The following is a 19,981-nucleotide window of genomic DNA, read 5'->3' as shown; positions in this document are numbered from 1 at the left end:
GGTTTTTTTATGCATTTAAACGACTTTGTTTGGAATTATCAAAATTTAATTCTTAAATTTAATAAAAAAACTAGCCGTCATGATTTCAGAAAAATTAAAAAAAGGACATCTTCTTGTAGCAGAGCCTTCTATATTTGGAGATTTATCATTTAGCAGATCCGTAATATTATTAGCGGACCATAATAAGGATGGTTCTGTTGGTTTTATTATCAATAAGCCTTTGAAATATACTATCCACGATCTTATCCCAGATATCGATGCAAGATTTAAAATCTATAACGGAGGGCCGGTAGAACAAGATAATCTCTATTTTATTCACGACATCCCTGAGCTGATTCCAAATAGTGTCGAAATTTCAAATGGTATTTATTGGGGAGGTGATTTTGAATCTACAAAAGAACTCATCAATTCGGGAAAGATAAGCAAAAACAACATTCGCTTCTTTTTGGGATATACCGGTTGGGAAGAAGACCAATTGGAAACAGAAATGGAGTGTAATTCGTGGATCATCACGGAAAACAATTATGAAAATAAAATCATAGGGAAATCAGCCGCTCATTTCTGGAAAGAGCAAATTATAGAACTAGGCGGAGACTATCTTATTTGGTCAAATGCTCCGGAAAATCCTTATTTAAATTAAACAAACGCTTCTAACCGCTTCGTTAAGTTTCTCAACTAGTACGTTTGCTAATTTAGTTGTAAATTCCTTTTTACGATATTTTGTAACAGGCTGAATGCCTTTTATGACATTTGTAATAAATAATTCATCTGCCTTTTGAAGATCAAATGGAGAAATTATTTCTTCCACTACCTCTATATGTTCTATTTTTTTGGCCAAACCCAAAATTTGTTTTCTCATTACACCATTCAGACATCCTTCCGAAACAGGCGGAGTAATCAGTTTATTACCAAGAAGCATAAAAATATTTCCTTGCAGCGCTTCCACAACATTCTTACTGTCATTTAGCAAAATACAATTATCTAATCCATTTTCATCCGCATATATACTACCGGTAATATTGATAATTTTATTCGTTGTTTTTATGGAAGAAAGCAATTGTTTGGTCACATAAAAGTCTTTATATAAATCTACTTCATATTCCTTTTCTTCAAATGAATACACCGTTTTTTCAAGTGCTATCGCATGAATCAAAAAAGAAATCGTATTGTTTTGTGGTAAATAATAACCTCCATCATTTCTATAAATGGTAATTCTGGCTCGTGCCGAGTCTGCTAAAGCATTATTATTAACCAACGTAAGTATTTGTTCTTCAAAATACTCCATGGTAAAATTCATGGGAATTTCCATTCGAACCACTCGCATGGACGACATTAATCTAAAATAATGATCTTCTAAAAAAAGAATCTTATTATTTATTATTTTAACTGTTTCAAAAACAGCGTCACCATATAAAAAAGCGCGATTCTGTGTCAACATAGTAGCATCTTGAGACAGTATAGTTCCATTAAAATTAATCATAAAAAAAGCCCTAAATTTTGTTTAGGGCAAATATAAGTCATAAAATATGATTTTACTAGACAGAACCAATTAGATGTTTCAAATCCGAAACTTGATTTTCCCAAAGTTGTGTTGCTTCATCGATTTCATTTTTATCAGCAAAGTCAACAACCATTAAAGAAACATCCTTGGTAAGCTCATCAACTAAAATATGCAATTCAAAAAAGTACTCCGTGTCTTTACTGTTTTCATCAACCCATTTGAATTTAACTTTCTCACCCGACTTCTTAGAGGCAAGCCTGGCTTTTTCTTCGGAGTCATTCCAAATGAAAGTAAAGAACTCTCCACGAGAATTCACGTTGTCGGCAAACCATTCTGACAGACCAGATGGAGTCGATATATATTGATATAATAGTTGAGGCGAGGAATTTATGGGAAACTCGATTTCGTAACGTACTTTTTGGTCCATGAGCTACATTTAATTTTTGTGAAATATAAGAATATAACTTTGAAAAAAAAGCATTTTTAAAAATATTTTTTTTTCTTAAAAATATACTTGCAAGCTGTAATATTATTTTTATATTTGCACCCGCATTCAGGGATGGTTTTCCACCCTAATCATGGCGAGATAGCTCAGTCGGTTAGAGCGCAGGATTCATAACCCTGAGGTCCCGAGTTCAAATCTCGGTCTCGCTACCAAAGCAAACCCTTAAACAACAATTGTTTAAGGGTTTTTTATTGAAATAATGTCTTGAAAATGCAGACCTCAACTTCTATAAGTGAGGAATTCAAGTGAGGAATTTTATAAATTGAGCCACAAATTTTATTAAACATCAAACCGAAAAGGTATCAATTAAATGTAGTTTTCCATTTATACCTTTTGAAATTTACTTTTTTAGGCTGGTTATCTGAAAGTTTAGTGATTTTGATACTATGCTTTAATTACGGTTCAAAATCACTTTCCTTTCTCATAAAGCTCTTACATCATTATCGGTTGTACTCACTTGGGGTTCACCGCTGTCTTTTAGTTTTTCTTCCAGTAATTCATAGCGCAATTTATTCCCTTTTGGCCGGTCTATCTTTTGTTGGATATTTTGGATTTTAGCTGGACTTTCTTTAACATCATTTTCATCCAAAGCTGTTAGGTATTCTTGGGTTTTGCTTTCTATATATTCAAGGTGTTTGTCGATTCTCTTTTGGTTGAAATTGGCTTTCTTGCTATTATGTGCTCGGCTTTTGGTGCCATCGATGGCATGGTTTCTCCGCCTATCAAATCGGCATCTTTCAAGAAGGAAACAAATAGTTTGAAAGTGTTCTTTAAAACAGCTGGGTTGTTTTTTCTGAAATCGGTAATGCTGTGGTAATTGGGGCGAATATCTTCTAAAAGCCATTGCATTTGAATTACCCAAATGTTGTTATTGTAGTAGATTATTTGTTGGCGAATTCCGAATGGTAATTTCTGGATTTATGGTTTGTATAAATACTTAACTTGCAATTGATGGTGTAATAATATATCGTTTTGTCGAAAGCAAAAATTTTGGAAAAGGAGAATTGTGATTAGTACATACAATTAGTAGGAGTTGTTTGCATCAATGGTATTTTCCTTCGGAAAAAACTCTGCTTATTCCGGTCTATAATTCTCATTTTTAGTAACAATTCCCGACGCTCCTTATAAAAAATCCTGTTTTCACAGCAATACTTCCCTATATTTGTTAGTACCAAAATGGAAATTTTTTCACAAACTGCCGTTAACTGCCATTGAAAAATTGGCACTAAAATTTGGAGTATTCGAAAAAAGTAATAACTTTGTAATTACTAAAAAATATATTATGGATATTTCAATTATACCAATCGGAAATTCTAAAGGAATTCGTTTATCGAAAACCATATTAGAAAAATATAATATAACAGATAAAGTGGAACTTATACTTGAAAAAGGTTATATTATTTTAAAGCCAAAAACAGAGCCAAGAACTGGTTGGGAAAAAGCTTTTAACAAAATGCACGAAAACGGAGATGATAAATTGCTTATAAAAGATGTCTTTGAAGACGAAAATCTTGAAGAATGGATTTAAAACAATATCAAATTGTCTTGGCTAATCTTGATCCGACTATTGGAAGTGAAATGAAGAAAATGCGGCCTTGCGTAATTATTTCCCCCAACGAAATGAATAAGTTTTTACAAAAAATTGTTATTGCTCCCATGACAAGCAGTTCAAAAACATATCCGACAAGAGTTGAAATAAATCACGATAAGAAAAAAGGTTGGATCGTTTTGGACCAAATCAGAACTGTAGACAGACAAAGAATAATCAAAGTTTTAGGAAATCTAACCGAAAAGGAAATTCGAAAAGTCAAAGAAGTCTTAAAAGAAACATTTGTAGATTAATAATAACAATAATTAACAATGTTGGTGTTTCATGACTTATCATTATTCCAGTTTGGATTGGAATGGGTGGCATATCGCAAGTAAATCAGACCCCATGAAAATTATTTCTGAACATTTAGGAATTTCATGATAATTTTAAACTTATAAGCTGATAAAAATCAAAAAAAATAAGTCTAAAGGCTTAAAAATATTTTTTTTCCGAGTTCAAATCTCGGTCTCGCTACCAAAGCAAACCCTTAAACAGCAAATGTTTAAGGGTTTTTTATTGAAATAATGTCTTGAAAATACAGACTTTAAACCACTCAAGTGAGGACGGGAGTGAGGAATTTTATAAATTGAGCTACAAATTTTATTGAACATCAAATAGAAAAGGTATAAATGAAATGTAGTTTTTCATTTATACCTTTTAAAATCTAACCAAATATTTTAATTTCCAAAGCCCCTTTTGTGATCACAGATAAAACTTTGGGATCTAAATAATACTTTTTCAAGACCCCATCGGTTGAATGTGATGATAAAATCTTAGTTTCATCACCCATTACCCTATTCACCCATGTAAAGTATGTTTTTCGTAAATTTTTCAAACTATAATCTTTATTGATTCCTGTGCTCTTCCAATAATGTGTAAACGATTTAGATAAAAGATCCATTAAAAATTTCACACTCATTGTACGATCAGGACATAAAATATAAACATTTGTCATATATTTTTCGTTGTAACCCATTTCGATATGCAGTTCCATTAATTCACCCGTAATCGGAATAGGCCTAAGAATTTTTTTCCCTTTTTTAATTCTCTGAACTTTAACATTTCCACAAACATGTTTATTAAATATAAAGACGAGTTGAAAAGAGAAGAATTTAAGAAAAAATACCCAAAAATAGTTGATACCCAAATCTTTGAATTTAATATTTATTCAGAGGCAAGTATACACAAACAAAATAATTAGCAATCAAATTTGTTGCCCGTACAAAAATAATTATTACTTTTGTAACAAGAAACTATGAAAGCACAGACACTACATATAGAAAATCCATCTAAAGAGTTATTACAATTCTTTAGAAAACTACGTGCTGAAAAAGAAGACCATAAAGCAAAACTACTTGCTAAAAAAGACATCTATTTTCCTAAATCTAAATAATTACTATCTTGAGTTTAGAGTTAGAAATTCCTTTTGAAACAGAAGAAGGTTATCAATACCTTGTTAGTTTCAGAGAAGTAACTACACACCAAAACAATTATGACATTGCTTTAGTTGACGTTTCAATAGTTTTAATGTCTTTGAATATAGAAAGTAATTCATACAAAACTCTTAATAAATTTATTGGAATTATATTTGATTACCTATTAAACAATGATATTATTATTTACTATTATTGTGATGTTGTTCCTATTAAAATACGTAAAAATAGAAATATAAAATTTTCCCCTCAAGAGTTTAGATTTAAGATGTTTTCTACAATGTTTAGCAAAAGGAATTCGCAAGAATTTTATTTTCAAGAAATTATCTTAACGGATCATGAAGAAAATAATCACTACACATCTCTAATTTCAAAAATATCAAATAGAGAGAAAATTGATTTAGTAAAATCAGACATCGAAAAGTTAAATAAACAAGCTCACACAATAGCTTAGTTGTGCGTAGCACGAACAATTAAACTTCTGTTGAACGGAACCGCTCTACATCCATCGCTCATGGGGTTTTCGATAAATAATTCAAAGAAATTCCAAGAGGCTATTGCGCCTCTTTTTTTGTAGTATTTTTTTCATAGACTGAGGTTCCTATTTAATAAACAGAAAAGGTATAAATAAAATATAGTGTTTCATTTATACTTTTTGAACTTTAGCCAAATATTAGTAAATGCCTTTATTCACAGAACATATAGAGAAAACCAACCTATTCAAATAATCCGATACGGAAACAGAATAGGAACACAAACTCTGGCTTTTCTTTAAAACCAGAAAAGCAATTGGGAGAACCAGGATCTAAAAACAGAAACCCATTTATCGCATCAATTTTTCACAAAAAACAAACCTTGCGGAAACAAAAGGAAGTGGGATTAGAACGATGAGAAACTTGATGGAGAAATCCTTTATAAAATTCATACCTAATTTTTATAAAGATGCTTAATCGTACCAAGAAAAACGCTCATATAAATAGATCCCCCTAATTTAAAAATCAATACTGATCATTCAAAGATTGAAATTTATAACGAAGGAAAATACCGATTAATCATTTCCCGTTGCTGGGAACTATTAGCGATTTTTTTTTATTTAATCCTTGAGGTTGTAATTTTTACATCGGCGGTGGCCCAACTTTTAACAATCAGTCTTTCCATTTCTTTAACTTTAGCTTTGTTGTTCCGTTTTTCATAAGCCAATTTCAATCCGTGATGTGCCCACCCGTTTTTTGGTAATCTTTTTAAATCCTCTTCATACGTTTTTATTGCTTCATCATATCTCCCGGCTTCAATTTGTATGGCTCCCAAATGATGTCTTACCGAAAAAAACCAATCTGGTGGCTCATTGTAATTTAAACCATCTTCTATAGCCACTGCTTTTTGCAACAAATTAATACTTTGAGCATAATTTCTTTCGGAAGCCAAAATTTCTGCTTTTAAAACTTTGGACGCAATCTGAACAATGTTCAACATCGAATTGATTTCCCAAATGGTCATTTTCTCAAGGGATTTATCATTAGCCAAAACATCGAGACTAAGTAATTCGGCTTTAGCCATTTTATTTTCTTTTTTACCCAAATAAGCCATTCCTCGGGCATAATGAGATATTGCCACGGGGTATTTTAAAGTATCATTAACCAATTTCATTTTCAGAATTTCATTCCATCGTCCAAATTTCACTGCCACATAATACGGAATTACATAATAATGTTGTAGGGTTGACCATCCAGGTTCAATCATCGTTTTTGGATGTACATGATTTGAAGTTTCATTAGCTCCAATCATAGCCCATTTTGAGTTGCCTTCCATAGTAGCTGTTCCAGTCATAAAATGATAATTGTGCGGATAATATGCTAACGGATAAGCACCTTGCGCGTGGCACATGGTAACATAATTACTATCCACCTTAACAGCGTTAATATTAGCCAAAGTTCCTTTATGATACTCTCCCGTTCTGATATAAATATGAGAAGACATATGAACCAAATGTCCTAAATATTTTGCATTCCCATCATCAAAAAATTGAGCTGAAGCATTGGCTCGTTCTGGCGTATTCGAAGCTTCCACAGCATGAATGTAAAAATGGTTGGCACCAATATGCTTTGGATTTTTTTTGAGTATTTTTTCAAATAAAGCTACAATTTCAGGAGTCCATTTCTTAGCTGAGCCATTCTTGTCATACAAATCCCAAGGATGCAAGTCCATCACAGACTCTGCATATAATGCATTAATATCAACATCATCCGGAAATTTATTATTTACTTCCTTCATTCCATTGGAAAAAGCAATATCTAGTTGACTTCTATCTTCAACCGGTTTTGCAACATATCGTTTAGCTAAAGCTTGAATTAAAGCTTTCTCTTTATCTGTTGCCTTATCCTGTAATTTTATCGCCTGTTGGATGGCCTTGTATGCTCTTTGGTAATTATCTGGTTCCATTCCGGCATTATAATTTGGTCCAAGAACGTATGCAAATCCCCAAAAACACATAGCACATTCTGGATCAAGTTTAGTTGCATAATAAAATGAACGAGCAGCTTCCGCATGATTAAACCCGTAGGATAAAGCTAGTCCTTGATTAAAATATTTTTGAGCTTCCGTATCTTTAGTACTGATAGGATAATTAACAACATCCATTCCTTTAAATAGAGGTGCTTTATTGTTTGAAGTGTACCATTTGGCATCAACAGTTGGAGGTGCACAACTCATACTGTTTTTTCCAACTACTACTTCTTTATTTGAAGTAATTTCTTTTTTGCATGAAAAAAACAGAAAAACAAAAATCAGCAGTAAAAAATTAATTTTTCTCATAATCATAACTTAGTTAACTGAAAATCAGTGTAAATTTACTAAAAATTAAATAATTTAACTTGTTCATTCAGAATCAAACTCTGATTTTACATTAAAAAACCTAATCTATTTAATGCGTTTCTAATTTTTAATCAAATATTAAACAAAGTGAAGAAATTGAGTATTTAATAATCAATAACAAATAATATTTTTTTTGTGGTGACCATGAAACCGCTCAATTTTGGTTTGTAATTAGCGAAATCGGAGAAATCTGTACTTATGATAATACTGATGAAATTTTAAATATTATTTATATAACACTTGAAAAATTTATTGAAAGTCAAGTGTTTATTGACTTAATTAATCAGAATAAAAATATGTATTTCCAGAATGTTTTAATTTAATAGAAAATAATCGTTTTAATGAATTAACAGAAAGTTATTTTCAACATAATGTATCAAGTGATATGTATAATAAGTGGATTTCAAAAGACAACTTAATAATAAATAAAGGTATGCAACTAGCTTAAATAATGGTACCAGCTGGCAAAATGCAAATACTGATTTAAGTAGGTTAAGCCAATGATGTTTAGAATTCGTGTTTCTAACAATAAAAATGAAATAAAAATGAAAACACTTTTAACAACTATTTTGATGCTCACCCTTTTGACCATTGATTTGCAAGGACAAGTAAAAAATGAAGACGAAAATAAATTAAAAGATAAAACAATATTTGTGTCGGGAGGTGCCTTTGACCAGATATATATCAAGTATATCGCAGGGCTTACGGGTAAGCTCAATCCAAAAATATGCTATGTCCCTACTGCAAATGGCGACAGTCCATCAGCCATAGCTCGATGGTATAGTAACTGTGAAGACCTCCCAATTCGTCCTTATGTTTTACGGACTTTCATCAATTCAACAACAAGCCCCAAAGCATTTGAAGAAATCATTATGGGCATGGATGCAATAGTTGTTTCCGGTGGTAATACATTAAACATGTTAGCTATTTGGAAAGCTCATGGTATTGACGCTCTCTTAAGAAAGGCGTATGACAAAGCAATAATTCTGGCAGGTGGAAGCGCAGGCTCACTATGCTGGTTTACAGGTGGCTCAACAGACTCAAGACCTAAGGAACTAACTATAGTTGAAGGATTGAACTTTTTAAACTTCAGCCATTCTCCCCATTACCTAAAAGAGTCTAGCAGGAGACCATTATATCAGCAATTAATTCTAAGTGGGAAGTTAAAATCTGGTTATGCGTGTGATGACATGGCCGGACTTTTATTTGTAAATGGTACTATGAGAAAATCTGTAACAATGAATGCGGACAACAACAATTATTTTGTTTCGGTTAAAGAAGCAAAAATAATTGAGGAATTGTTGCCTTCCGAGATAATAAAATAAACCACTTCTGTTCTTGCGGTCCATTACTTCACTTAACAAAATTGAGTTCGTTTGAAGGTTTTTAGAAGAACTGACGATATAGGATACGTAAAACGACTGCTAAGTATGACGAAAAATAACAACTCACAAGATTAATTTAAACAAATATTATTAGTATGAAAAAGTTACAATTCACAGTAAGCATCAATGCACCTGCGACCAAGATTTATGATTTTATGCTTGGCATCAACAGTAAATCAACTTATGAGCAATGGACTTCTTTGTTTAACCCGACATCGACCTATGAAGGAAGTTGGGACAAGGGAAATAAAATTCTATTTATTGGAGTAGATGAGAAAGGAGAAAAGGGAGGTATGGTTTCCAAGATAGCTGAAAACATTCCCAACCGATTTGTTTCGATTCAACATTATGGTCTTTTAAGAGCTGACAAGGAAATTACTGAAGGACCAGAAGTAGAAAAATGGGCAAATGGATTTGAAAACTATACCTTCGAAGAAGACAATGGAACGACAACCGTTACTGTTGACTTAGACACCACTGAGGATTTTTTAGAATATATGAACCAGACCTACCCAAAAGCACTCGACAAGTTGAAAGAACTTTGTGAAAAATAACAATTTCAAGAATTTCTTAAAAATACAAAGAAATAAACACAGCCTATAACAGCAGTAGCCCAAAAGCAGCGGTTCAGTAGTTAAATCAAGCTTTATGCATCGATCAAAGCTTGCGCTTGGTTGACAGTGAAGTGCTTCTAAATTGCCACCTTCGGGTAGCTACAAACCGTCAAACTGTCCAATAACCTTCTTTCTTCCCAATCAATTTATTTGCACTAAAAATCGCTCAAATAATTTGTATAACTATTTAATTTTTTTGTGCATTTAAGTATGAAATTCACCAACGTAACCAACAGAAACCAACTCCCGATTTTTGCCTCATCGAAAATCAGGCTCATTGACCTTTTTGTAGAAAGTCTTAAACTCGCTGATTTTGGATTCGCTTTAGATTTTGTCGAAAACGGAAGACTCGCTTATCATCCTTCGGATTTACTCAAACTCTTTATTTACGGCTATCTCAATCGCAAGGGTTCGTCCAGAACTTTGGAGAAAGAATGCAGTCGAAATATTGAACTTATGTGTCTTCTAAAAGGACTCGTTCCTGATCACAACACCATTGCTAATTTCCGCAAAGATAATCCTAAAGCCATTGCTCGCGTTTTTCGTGCAACCGTATAGTACCGAAATAATTAACACCCCTGAGGTCCAAAGTTCAAATCTCGGTCTCGCTACCAAAGCAAACCCTTAGCTAAACTATTAGTTATAAGCGTACTACTAAACATAAAATCACTATCTTCATGCATTCTTAAAGACCAATCATCTATGAAAATACTGTTTTCCTACCTATCCTTTGTCTTAATGCTGTTTATTCCTAGTAAACAAGAATCTCCCAAAGTGTCCTCTTTGGCGAATTATCAAGGCAACGAAACATTTACTGTCATTTTTGGCAGTACCACTGTCGGGCACCTTAAAACAAATATCCTTGGAGATACCATTCAAATAAATTACGACTATAAAAACAATGGCCGTGGACCAACGATTAGAGAAACCATTGTGTTGAACACTGATGGCTTTCCACTTCAATGGAATATTACTGGTAATACCACTTTTGGAAATGCCGTGAATGAACACTATACTTTAAACGGAACCAATGCTTCATGGACCGACGCCAGTGGAAGTGGTAGTAATACCGTTCCCAATGCCTTGTGGTACGTAAATCAATCCGGAAGCCCTTATGCCATGATACTTACCGCACGTAGCCTATTAAAATCACCTAATCATTCATTTGATGTGCTCCCCGCCGGAACCCTCAAGCTTACTGAAATGGAAAAAACTAGCATTACCGTTGATTCAATCAGACTTAACCTTACTACCTATGCATTATCTGGAGCCGACATTAACCCCTCGTACTTTATTGTAGACGCAGACCAACGATTATTTGCAGTAATCAGTCCTAGTTTTGTCATCGTTCGTGAGGGTTTTGAATCTGAGGAAAAAGCACTCAGGGCCTTAGCCGAAAAATATTCGACAGAACGATTTGAGGCCCTGCAAAAAGAGTATGCTCATAATTATGGAAAAAAGGTGCGTATTGCAAACGTAAAAATATTCAATCCTAATACGTTGACACTGTCTAAACCTTCATCAGTATTAGTAGATGGTGACCGCATAGTAAGCATCGATGCCGCAAATACCATGGGAAAGAACGAAGTCATGATTGATGGCTCAGGAGGCACCTTGGTGGCTGGAATGTATGAAATGCATGCCCATAGTGGTGATGAAGACGCACTGTTAAATATTTTGGCAGGTATTACTTCCTTTCGGGATATGGGCAACGACAATGAAGTGTTGAACAAATTGATCACAAAAATAAATACTGGCGTTTTAGCAGGGCCTCGCATTCATAGATTGGGCTTTATTGAAGGCAAAAGTGAATACAGCGCAAATAATGGAATATTGGTTTCTAATGAAGAAGAAGCCTTAGCCGCCGTAGATAAATATCATGATATGGGCTTTTATGGTGTAAAACTCTACAATTCCATGAATGGAGATTGGGCACCAGCTATTGTTAAAAAAGCCCATGATTATGGAATGTTTGTATGCGGACATGTGCCTGCATTCTCAAATGCCAATGCGATGTTACGAGCTGGTTTTGACGAAATGACACATATCAATCAAACCATGTTGGGCTGGGTTTTACAACCAAAAGAAGATACACGTACCCTGCTTCGTCTTACAGCTTTAAAAAAATTTCCAGATTTAGACCTGAATAGCCCCAAGGTAAAGGAAACCATGGATTTATATATTCAGAACAAAACTGGAATTGATCCAACCTTAGCAATCCATGAAGTCTTAACGAAAGCTAGAAATGGTGAAGTTTGGGAAGGAACCAAGGACTTCATAGATCATATGCCTCCAAACTCACAGCGAGAGTTCAAGGCAGCCTTATCAAAAATAGCCAGTCCCGAAGATGACAAAGCCTATCGAAAAGGTTTTGATAAAATTGTGGAAACCTTAAAAATGATGAAAAGGAAAGGAATCTTTATCATACCCGGAACTGATCTAGGAGGAGCTTTCTTCTACCATCGCGAACTGGAGCTCTACCAACAATTGGGTTACACACCTGCTGAGTTGCTAAAACTGGCAACCTATGATATGGCTAACTATTTAGGAGATAAAGATCTCGGAAGCATTGCTCCCGGTAAATTGGCCGATTTTTTCTTAATTCCTGGAAATCCAGTAAAGAATATCAAAGCCATTAAAACAATATCTATGGTATCTCGTGGTGGCATTTTTTACTTTCCAAGCGAGGTGTATCCTGCTTTTGGTATCAAACCATTCACTCCAATACCTAAGGTGAAAGAATAAAAATATAAAATGTGCTACAACATAACATAAAAACACTGAGAAATTATGAGATCAATTACCTTTTTTATTTGTTTATGCCTATTTTCTAACATTTGTTTTTGTCAAGATATCAAAATTCAAAAAAAACTTCTTGCGTTTAATAAAGAAATGGAAGCCAACCTTAAAAGTTGGAATATGCCTGGTGTGGGTGTTGGAATCGTTAAAAATGGTGAGCTTGTTTTCGTAAAAGGTTATGGCTATAGTGACTATGAAAAAAAAACACCTATCACGGCAAACACATTATTCCAAATTGCTTCTAACACTAAATTATTTACGGCAACAGCAATCGGTTTGCTGGTAAATGAAGGGAAATTGGATTGGGATAAACCCATAAAAACCTTTGTTCCGTCAATTCAGTTTTATAATAATGAATTGAATAGTACTATTACTATCAGGGACATGCTTTCGCACAGAACTGGGGTTACCCGACACGATTTAATTTGGTACAAATCTGATTTTAACAGAACAGAATTATTTGATAAATTAAAACATTTGGAACCTGTCCAACCATTGCGTCAGGGGTTTCTATACAATAACTTAATGTATGCTGCTTCGGGACATATTATTAGTTTGGTTGAAGGGAAGACTTGGGAAACTTATGTTCAGGAAAAAATATTGAACCCTTTAAAAATGACCAATACCTATTTCAATATTACTGACATGAAAAAGCAGTCCGATTATTTTGTACCCTATAATGAAAAAAGGGACACAAATATTCTCTACAAAACTGACTACGACAGCGAAACCGATGCTTTAGGTCCGGCAGGTTCGATAGTTTCCAATTTGACCGATTTATCACATTGGCTTGCGGCACTAATGAACAAGGGAGTCTATGAGGGTAAGCAAGTACTTCCGGAATCTGTGGTAAGCGCAACGATGGAACCTTCCATCGCTTTGCCCAACACTTCATTAGCCCAAGGTTATACGGAAATACTTAATCCGGTGTATGGTATGGGACGACAGTCAGTATCGTATCGGGGGCATCAATTGGTTTTACACGGAGGAGATTTGAATGGCATTCATTCTCAAATATCCTATATGCCACAAGATGGTATCGGCGTTATTGTTTTTGTTATTGGTGACCATAGTCTTCGCTACAATTCAATTATCTATAATGTTTACGAACACCTATTAGGATTATCTATTACACCTTGGAGCGAAAGAGGCCTGAAAAATAGAAATGCAAGCAAGAAGGTAGGCAAAGAAGGTAGAGAAAAAGCGATGCAAGGTCAGGTTAAAGGCACAACACCATCTCATAAATTAAGTGATTACTTGGGTGATTTTGAAAACAATGCTTATGGCATTATTAATGTTGAACAAAAGGATACACAAATGGTTTTTACATTACACAACATTCATTTGCCTATGAATCATTTTCATTATGACCGTTTTGACACAAATAACGATGAAGAAAAAGGATTTTATTCCTTAAACTATCAAACCAATCCACAAGGCGAAATAGACCGTTTTATAGTTTCATTAGATGAAGGCGAAGTTACCTTTGTAAAAAAAACGGCCACTAATTTAAGTACGATCGAAACCCTTACTAAATATGCCGGAAAATACAAAATCGGAACAAATGCAATCAATGTAGTTCTAAAAAATAAAAACCATTTGTTTATAAGTGGCGCTCCGGATACAGAGCTAATTCCGTATAAGGAACACATTTTTAAAACAAAAGAATTTGCTGATGCTACGTTTGAATTTGTTATAAAAGATGGTGTTGTTACCGCGATGAAACAAAAAGACGGAACAGGCGAATATGAAATAAAAAGGAGTGAGGAAAACTAGTGAATTTCTTTACCTTCTGCCGCACTGAGCCTATATTAACTAATAGGAGAAAGATAACTTTGAGCACGAAATGGGTCAGGAACTTGAAGACCTCTATCAATCCAATTCTGAACTTGCTCTTGATAATTCAATGGCGGTTTTGAGTATATTTTTTTATCAGTGTAACCTATTAAAATTGAAAAGGGTCGCCCATTGTGCCTCGTGAAGAGGCAGGGTGATTATGTTATGTTAAAACGTAAAAACGTTTTGAGTATCTGTTTTTGTTTGATGCAAACATATACGTGTGCACTTTACTACAAAACCTTTTAACAAACAGAGTGATTTATTAACATTTACACTATTTTTATTTGGTTTTCTTAATTAAATAAAAAATCAGCTATACCTTTATAATTCAATAAAGAGTACAATAAAAACCGAACTCGTTAAGAGAATGTCAAATACCTAAAATAGTAGTGGAACAATATGGATATAGTCAAATTTAAAGTCACGTCGAAAACGATAAAAGTGGAAGTTCGCAATTCGAACAATTATGTTTTTAATTTTAATACTGCTTTAGAAATTGAAAAAGAGGATCGAGACGTTTTATTAAGATTATACAATGCATTAGACCTTCTTTTTAAGAAAGAAAACACTAGCGAAGTAAAAAATTACATTTCACCAAATCAAACGAATATACTTGACCAGATTGCCGCTGTTGGAGATTTAGAACGGGACGTTTAAGAAAAAAGCTAACGGTTTTTGGGCCTATTTATTTCTCTTAAGAAATTTGATCAAATGTTTCCTATTCCTTCTCCTATAGTCAAACAATAACTTTTGCTAACCAACATTTGTTTTCGAATAAATTTTAAATTTACATTAAAATCAACAAAACCCCTCGTTTAGAGGTTTTTAGACGTACTGTAGTTGTAGGCAATTTTGAAAACCCTTTGTTTAAGTTTAAATTCTAAATAGTATGGAACCAACAACACCTCAATTTGACCCTATTAAATACAAAAACACGACTCATGACCAGTGGCAAGAGGCTGCCGATGCTTGGTTTCGGTGGAGTCCTACACTTAATCAGTGGCTTGGCGATGCCACTGAAAAAATGCTCAATATGGCTGGTATCACTACGGGATATCGTGTTCTTGATATCGCTGCCGGAGCGGGTGAACAATCCATTACAGCAGCAAAAAAAGTTGGCACTTCAGGTGATGTCTTAGCTACTGACATTTCCTCTAATATTTTAGAATATGCCCAAAAAATGGCCCAACAAAATGGCATCAACAATATCAGGACGAAAGTAATGGATGGTGAAAACCTGACGCTTGAAGATGCAACATTTGATGCCGTTATTTCCAGAGTTGGGCTCATCTATTTTCCTGATCAGCAACGAGCTTTAAAAGAGATGTTGCGGGTACTCAAACCAGGCGGAAAAGTAGCAGCCATTGTTTATTCAACTCCTGAAAAAAATAAATTCTTCTCAATTCCTATTTCTATTATTCGCAATCAGGCAAAATTGCCACCACCTTTACCAGGTCAACCGGGACCTTTTAGCTTAGGTAGCGAAGGCACTATCGAAAAAGCATTTGAACAGGCTGGATTTATAAATGTGAAGTCAGAACTTGTAGACTCGCCTTTACAGCTTCCGTCGGCAAGTGAATGCGTTCGATTTGAAAAAGAGTCATTTGGTGCCTTGCATCAAATGCTGAGTAATGTATCCGACGCTGAGAAGCAAGTTATTTGGGAGCAAATTGAAAGAGAACTTCAAACATTTGAATCTAAAAAAGGCTTTACTGGGCCATGCGAAATGATTGTAGCTGTTGGAGAAAAACCTTAATTTCATCGATTGCGTAATAAAAACTGCCTTCAACGGGTGTTTGGACTGACTGGTAATTTGGTGGAATTTGCGTATTTATTCGTATTTTTCATTCAGGCAAAACCACTTTATTATTAACTACCCAGATTCCAGAGCTTTAGCAACAACAATTTTAGATGTTGGGAGAAAAACTATTTTTGATACTATCAAATGATAGTATCAATGAAAAACCAGGTAGAAACTACTACCCAAAAAACTTTCATTCAGTAAAGTGTAACTCTAAACATTTTTTCATTTGAAAAAATGTAACAACACACATTTTATGGAACGATGAATTGTGGTAGGATCATCCTAAACTCCCCTCATTTTCATTATTTCGGCTACATCGCGATAGCTTAACGTAAACCTAAATTTAAAATATACAGCTTGAAGAATAATATATCTTGAATAGCAGTGACCTATGATATTCATGGATCGAATGATTTAAAAACCCTAAAGATAAAAAGTTATTGTCACATCCGACAGATCCATAAATGGGTATTTTATGAGTTTATAATAAACCTTGTAAGGTACTTTTTCGAATTAATTGGGCGGTATTTTTAGAACTGGATTTCTTTAAAATATTTTTACGATGTGTTTTTACAGTGTCAACACTGATAAAAAGTTCTTTCGCAATTTTATTGTTGTCAAGACCTTCGGCAATTAGCCTAATAATATCAATTTCTCTTTTTGAAAATTCTGAAAAACATTGCGCATCCTCAAAAACATCAATATTCATATAGGACGCCTCATTTTTTAACGCTATTATGGAATATTGATACGTATTGTTCTTGGTTAAATGATCAATTTTAGTATGAATATTTAATGATTTCCCAAATCCACCGTTTAGATCTAATGTCAGTATTATGGCTTGATGATTGAGCATGCAATACTCCCCATTTTTCATTCGACTTCTAAAACTGTAATTCATTTTATAATCAGTCAATTTTTCCGGACCTATTTTGGTATAAAAAAAATTAAGTATTGAAGCTTCGGCTCTTGATATAAATTCAATGTCGTCAGGATGTATTGTTCCAAGAATATCATTAAAACATACAGTTTCTGGATCAAATCCATGAATGTCAGCTATCGCCGGGCTAATGTTTGATAAAGACATATCATAAAAATCAATAATGTAAAAATAGAAAGGACCAGTGCTTATTATCGAACTGGCAATTTCATCAAACTTTATTTGTGGTAATAAAGTGTTCTCATTGGCTCTTTTTTGAGTATCAACCCAAACCGAATGAAGTTTTTGTAGTTCTTGAATCATACCTGGGTATTTTTAATTAGAAACTTTGTTAAAAATACAATAGTTTTTATAATTCAATGAATAATTAATAAAATTTTGTTTAAACAAATAAAAATATTTTAGCATATGATAAAAAAACAAACATATTCCATTGATTGTCAGAAAAATGAGAACTCAATTTAGCCAGGATCAAGCTCATCTGTTTATTTATAACGCATTTATGCGACATAAAGACAATTAATTATGACCGATTGGCTTCTGGATTTGATCCAAAAGTTGATCAAAAAAGTTCTTATAGGAGAATCTACATACAAATATCTTCCTTAAATTGTGAAGCGTGTTATAGATTATTTTATGAAACATTTCTTAGCATTTGGTGGATAATTATTAAGAATCGAAGGAAAAGGACTCCTGCTAACAGCCTTTAGCACATGGTTTTCGATTTCCTGATTTCCTTTTGGACTGGTCTTCTAAATACAAAAGCTTCCAACTACTAAAAAGTCTTTTTGATTATTTATAAGATAATTATTATATATTTGAAATTAAATAAACAGATGTTTGTCAGACAAAGCAGCCCGATTTAGGATGAGTAAGTCGGACGTCATCAGACCTATACATAAGTTATATGCTATGTAAAACGACAGCTAGTAACAATTTTAAAGATTAATCCAAACAAATATTTAACATTATGAAAAAGTTACAATTCAAAGTAAGCATCAATGCACCTGTAACCAAGATATATGATTTTATGCTTGGCATTAACAGTAAATCAACTTATGAGCAATGGACTTCTTTGTTTAATCCGACATCTACCTATGAAGGAAGTTGGGACAAGGGAAATAAAATTCTATTTATTGGAGTAGATGAGAAAGGAGAAAAGGGAGGTATGGTTTCCAAGATAGCTGAAAACATTCCCAACCGATTTGTTTCTATTCAACATTATGGGCTTTTAAAAGCTGACAAGGAAATTACAGAAGGACCAGAAGTGGAAAAATGGGCAAACGGATTTGAAAACTATACCTTCGAAGAAAACAATGGGACTACAACCGTTACTGTTGACTTAGACGCCACTGAAGATTTTTTAGATTATATGAACCAGACCTACCCAAAAGCACTCGACAAGTTGAAAGAACTTTGTGAAAAATAACAATTTCAAGAATAACTTAAAAATACAAAGAAATAAACACGGCCTACAACGGATTTGGTCATTAGCCTTAATGGAAAGTTGATTTTGCATTTGGGATGACTTGGCAAATCCGAATAATGGGTTTAATTTAGTCCCAAACCCGCTGATTACCAGAACGTAAGGCTGTAAAAAAACTTCTTAAAATTTTGAAAGTATTCGCAGGCTACCAAAGAAAAATCTCAAATATGAGATTCTCAAGAGGTTGATTTAAGTTTTTTCACAGACTGACGTTGGTGGCAATGTTAACTCAAAATAATCAAAAAAATATGAATAAAATTAGAATTTCAATTTTGCTTTTAACGATTTCAATTTTTGTTAGTTGTGATTTTATTAAAGATAGTTTCACTTATAAAGACAAAACAAAAGAGTTTGTGGAAACATTAATGAAAAAAGACTATGAAAAATGTGTTTCTCAAATGGCTTTAGAAAGTGAGATGGGTAAAAACACAAACATTGATACCTTAAAATTGGGATTGGAGCAATTTAGAAATATAGTTGAACGTGATTTTGGACATGATTTTGAGTATTCATTAATGAAGTCAGAAAAAAAACGTTCAACAATTGAAAGTGAAAATACACCGCCAAATACTACAGTTGCATTCATTGAGTTTACAAATGAAAAAGAATTTGGAGTTTTTCAGGTTTTATTTGATGACAATTCAAAAAAGATAATCAACATAAATACACTTGATGTAAAAGCATCTATACCGAATATGATGATATTTTGGTTATTCGGTATTTTGCCATTATCAATTTTACTTTTCAATATTTATGCAATAAGAGAAATTAAGAAAAGTACATTATCTAAAAAATGGTTCAAATATCTAGCTATATTATTTTTCAATGTACCAACAATTACATATTCAGCCGTCGAAGGTCTTTCTTATAAACTTCTAGATTTTCAATTTTTCTTTGGAATTAGTTTTAGTTTTATGGGTTTTCTTTTTTCAGTTTGGACTTTTGGAATTCCATTAGGTGGAATTTACTGGTTATGGAAACTGAAGCAACATAGAATCGATGAAGAGTTTAATACGCTAACTGAAGAACTTTCTATAACAACCGAATAAAAAACACAGCCACCAACCGTCGTTTGGCAATATGGCGGGTTTAGGCTTAATTTGAAGTTGGTTTTGTACTTGTAAAAGTAGTCATTAACCGAAAGTCTAGGCTTCTTTAATCTTCCACATCGCCAAGCGACCAAACGTTGTGCGTCAGCTTAAACCAACATTCT

20 protein-coding genes and 1 tRNA gene are annotated in these 19,981 nt (G+C 33.5%); 15 read left to right on the top strand and 6 right to left on the bottom strand.

The annotated features are described in order from the left end of the window. The first annotated feature begins 79 nt into the window (after positions 1 to 79). A complete protein-coding gene (locus ACNQGN_RS11725; RefSeq protein ID WP_417988020.1) occupies positions 80 to 640 on the top strand; it encodes a YqgE/AlgH family protein in 561 nt (186 codons plus the stop codon). On the opposite strand, the gene ACNQGN_RS11720 is transcribed toward ACNQGN_RS11725, so the two are convergent. After that, a complete protein-coding gene (locus tag ACNQGN_RS11720) occupies positions 632 to 1,480 on the bottom strand; it encodes an aminotransferase class IV (protein ID WP_417988019.1) in 849 nt (282 codons plus the stop codon). The genes ACNQGN_RS11725 and ACNQGN_RS11720 overlap by 9 nt on opposite strands. Positions 1,481 to 1,535: 55 nt before the next feature. Continuing rightward, positions 1,536 to 1,928 carry an START-like domain-containing protein gene (locus ACNQGN_RS11715; RefSeq protein WP_417988018.1) on the bottom strand — a complete coding sequence of 131 codons (393 nt, stop codon included), beginning with the start codon at positions 1,926 to 1,928 and terminating at the stop codon, positions 1,536 to 1,538. A 153-nt stretch (positions 1,929 to 2,081) separates the two neighbouring features. Between ACNQGN_RS11715 and ACNQGN_RS11710 the strand changes: the two genes are divergently transcribed. Beyond that, positions 2,082 to 2,158: transfer RNA gene (locus ACNQGN_RS11710), tRNA-Met, on the top strand. 269 nt (positions 2,159 to 2,427) lie between these two features. On the opposite strand, the gene ACNQGN_RS11705 is transcribed toward ACNQGN_RS11710, so the two are convergent. Further along, entirely contained in the window at positions 2,428 to 2,868 is a 441-nt protein-coding gene (locus ACNQGN_RS11705; protein WP_417988017.1) for a hypothetical protein, read from the bottom strand. A gap of 420 nt (positions 2,869 to 3,288) precedes the next feature. On the opposite strand from ACNQGN_RS11705, the gene ACNQGN_RS11700 reads away from it, so the two are divergent. Together ACNQGN_RS11700 and ACNQGN_RS11695 are read left to right on the top strand one after the other, a co-directional pair. Beyond that, positions 3,289 to 3,534 carry an AbrB/MazE/SpoVT family DNA-binding domain-containing protein gene (locus ACNQGN_RS11700; RefSeq protein ID WP_417988016.1) on the top strand — a complete coding sequence of 82 codons (246 nt, stop codon included), beginning with the start codon at positions 3,289 to 3,291 and terminating at the stop codon, positions 3,532 to 3,534. Then, positions 3,525 to 3,848 (top strand): type II toxin-antitoxin system PemK/MazF family toxin, encoded by a 324-nt coding sequence (locus tag ACNQGN_RS11695; protein WP_417988015.1) that lies wholly within the window; start codon positions 3,525 to 3,527, stop codon positions 3,846 to 3,848. Before ACNQGN_RS11700 ends, ACNQGN_RS11695 begins: the two co-directional genes overlap by 10 nt. Positions 3,849 to 4,261: 413 nt before the next feature. Here the strand turns inward: ACNQGN_RS11695 and ACNQGN_RS11690 are convergent, their stop codons facing one another. Next, positions 4,262 to 4,744: a hypothetical protein gene (locus tag ACNQGN_RS11690; RefSeq protein WP_417988014.1), complete on the bottom strand. Its 483-nt coding sequence runs from the start codon at positions 4,742 to 4,744 to the stop codon at positions 4,262 to 4,264. 108 nt (positions 4,745 to 4,852) lie between these two features. Between ACNQGN_RS11690 and ACNQGN_RS11685 the strand changes: the two genes are divergently transcribed. Further along, positions 4,853 to 4,990 (top strand): hypothetical protein, encoded by a 138-nt coding sequence (locus ACNQGN_RS11685; RefSeq protein WP_417988013.1) that lies wholly within the window; start codon positions 4,853 to 4,855, stop codon positions 4,988 to 4,990. A gap of 8 nt (positions 4,991 to 4,998) precedes the next feature. Further along, positions 4,999 to 5,484, top strand: a complete 486-nt coding sequence (locus ACNQGN_RS11680) for a hypothetical protein (protein WP_417988012.1) — start codon at positions 4,999 to 5,001, stop codon at positions 5,482 to 5,484. A gap of 635 nt (positions 5,485 to 6,119) precedes the next feature. Here the strand turns inward: ACNQGN_RS11680 and ACNQGN_RS11675 are convergent. Next, positions 6,120 to 7,841 carry a tetratricopeptide repeat protein gene (locus ACNQGN_RS11675; RefSeq protein ID WP_417988011.1) on the bottom strand — a complete coding sequence of 574 codons (1,722 nt, stop codon included), beginning with the start codon at positions 7,839 to 7,841 and terminating at the stop codon, positions 6,120 to 6,122. Between the two features lie 605 nt (positions 7,842 to 8,446). Here ACNQGN_RS11675 and ACNQGN_RS11670 point away from each other — a divergent pair. The 7 genes from ACNQGN_RS11670 to ACNQGN_RS11640 all read left to right on the top strand — a co-directional run bounded on the left by ACNQGN_RS11670 (position 8,447) and on the right by ACNQGN_RS11640 (position 16,294). Further along, complete coding sequence (locus ACNQGN_RS11670; protein ID WP_417988010.1) at positions 8,447 to 9,226, top strand: Type 1 glutamine amidotransferase-like domain-containing protein; 780 nt, start codon at positions 8,447 to 8,449, stop codon at positions 9,224 to 9,226. 155 nt (positions 9,227 to 9,381) lie between these two features. Beyond that, entirely contained in the window at positions 9,382 to 9,840 is a 459-nt protein-coding gene (locus tag ACNQGN_RS11665) for an SRPBCC domain-containing protein (RefSeq protein ID WP_417988009.1), read from the top strand. A 270-nt stretch (positions 9,841 to 10,110) separates the two neighbouring features. Next, on the top strand, positions 10,111 to 10,458 hold the full coding sequence (locus ACNQGN_RS11660; protein ID WP_417988008.1) for a transposase: 348 nt from the start codon (positions 10,111 to 10,113) through the stop codon (positions 10,456 to 10,458). Between the two features lie 144 nt (positions 10,459 to 10,602). Further along, complete coding sequence (locus tag ACNQGN_RS11655; protein ID WP_417988007.1) at positions 10,603 to 12,645, top strand: amidohydrolase family protein; 2,043 nt, start codon at positions 10,603 to 10,605, stop codon at positions 12,643 to 12,645. Positions 12,646 to 12,792: 147 nt separating this feature from the next. Then, entirely contained in the window at positions 12,793 to 14,475 is a 1,683-nt protein-coding gene (locus ACNQGN_RS11650; RefSeq protein WP_417988006.1) for a serine hydrolase, read from the top strand. A 462-nt stretch (positions 14,476 to 14,937) separates the two neighbouring features. After that, positions 14,938 to 15,195, top strand: coding sequence for a hypothetical protein (locus ACNQGN_RS11645; protein ID WP_417988005.1), 258 nt, complete (start codon positions 14,938 to 14,940; stop codon positions 15,193 to 15,195). A 232-nt stretch (positions 15,196 to 15,427) separates the two neighbouring features. After that, complete coding sequence (locus tag ACNQGN_RS11640; RefSeq protein WP_417988004.1) at positions 15,428 to 16,294, top strand: class I SAM-dependent methyltransferase; 867 nt, start codon at positions 15,428 to 15,430, stop codon at positions 16,292 to 16,294. A gap of 529 nt (positions 16,295 to 16,823) precedes the next feature. Here the strand turns inward: ACNQGN_RS11640 and ACNQGN_RS11635 are convergent. Beyond that, the gene (locus tag ACNQGN_RS11635; protein WP_417988003.1) at positions 16,824 to 17,585 is read right to left on the bottom strand and encodes a LuxR C-terminal-related transcriptional regulator; all 762 of its coding nucleotides are present in this window, start codon (positions 17,583 to 17,585) and stop codon (positions 16,824 to 16,826) included. Positions 17,586 to 18,252: 667 nt separating this feature from the next. On the opposite strand from ACNQGN_RS11635, the gene ACNQGN_RS11630 reads away from it, so the two are divergent. Both ACNQGN_RS11630 and ACNQGN_RS11625 read left to right on the top strand, forming a co-directional pair. Then, positions 18,253 to 18,711, top strand: coding sequence for an SRPBCC family protein (locus tag ACNQGN_RS11630; protein WP_417988002.1), 459 nt, complete (start codon positions 18,253 to 18,255; stop codon positions 18,709 to 18,711). Between the two features lie 305 nt (positions 18,712 to 19,016). After that, positions 19,017 to 19,817, top strand: coding sequence for a hypothetical protein (locus ACNQGN_RS11625; RefSeq protein WP_417988001.1), 801 nt, complete (start codon positions 19,017 to 19,019; stop codon positions 19,815 to 19,817). The last annotated feature ends 164 nt before the right edge of the window (positions 19,818 to 19,981 follow it).

Source organism: Flavobacterium rhamnosi (genome assembly GCF_048286515.1).
Lineage (GTDB): Bacteria > Bacteroidota > Bacteroidia > Flavobacteriales > Flavobacteriaceae > Flavobacterium.
This window is presented reverse-complemented; position numbering and strand designations above follow the sequence as displayed.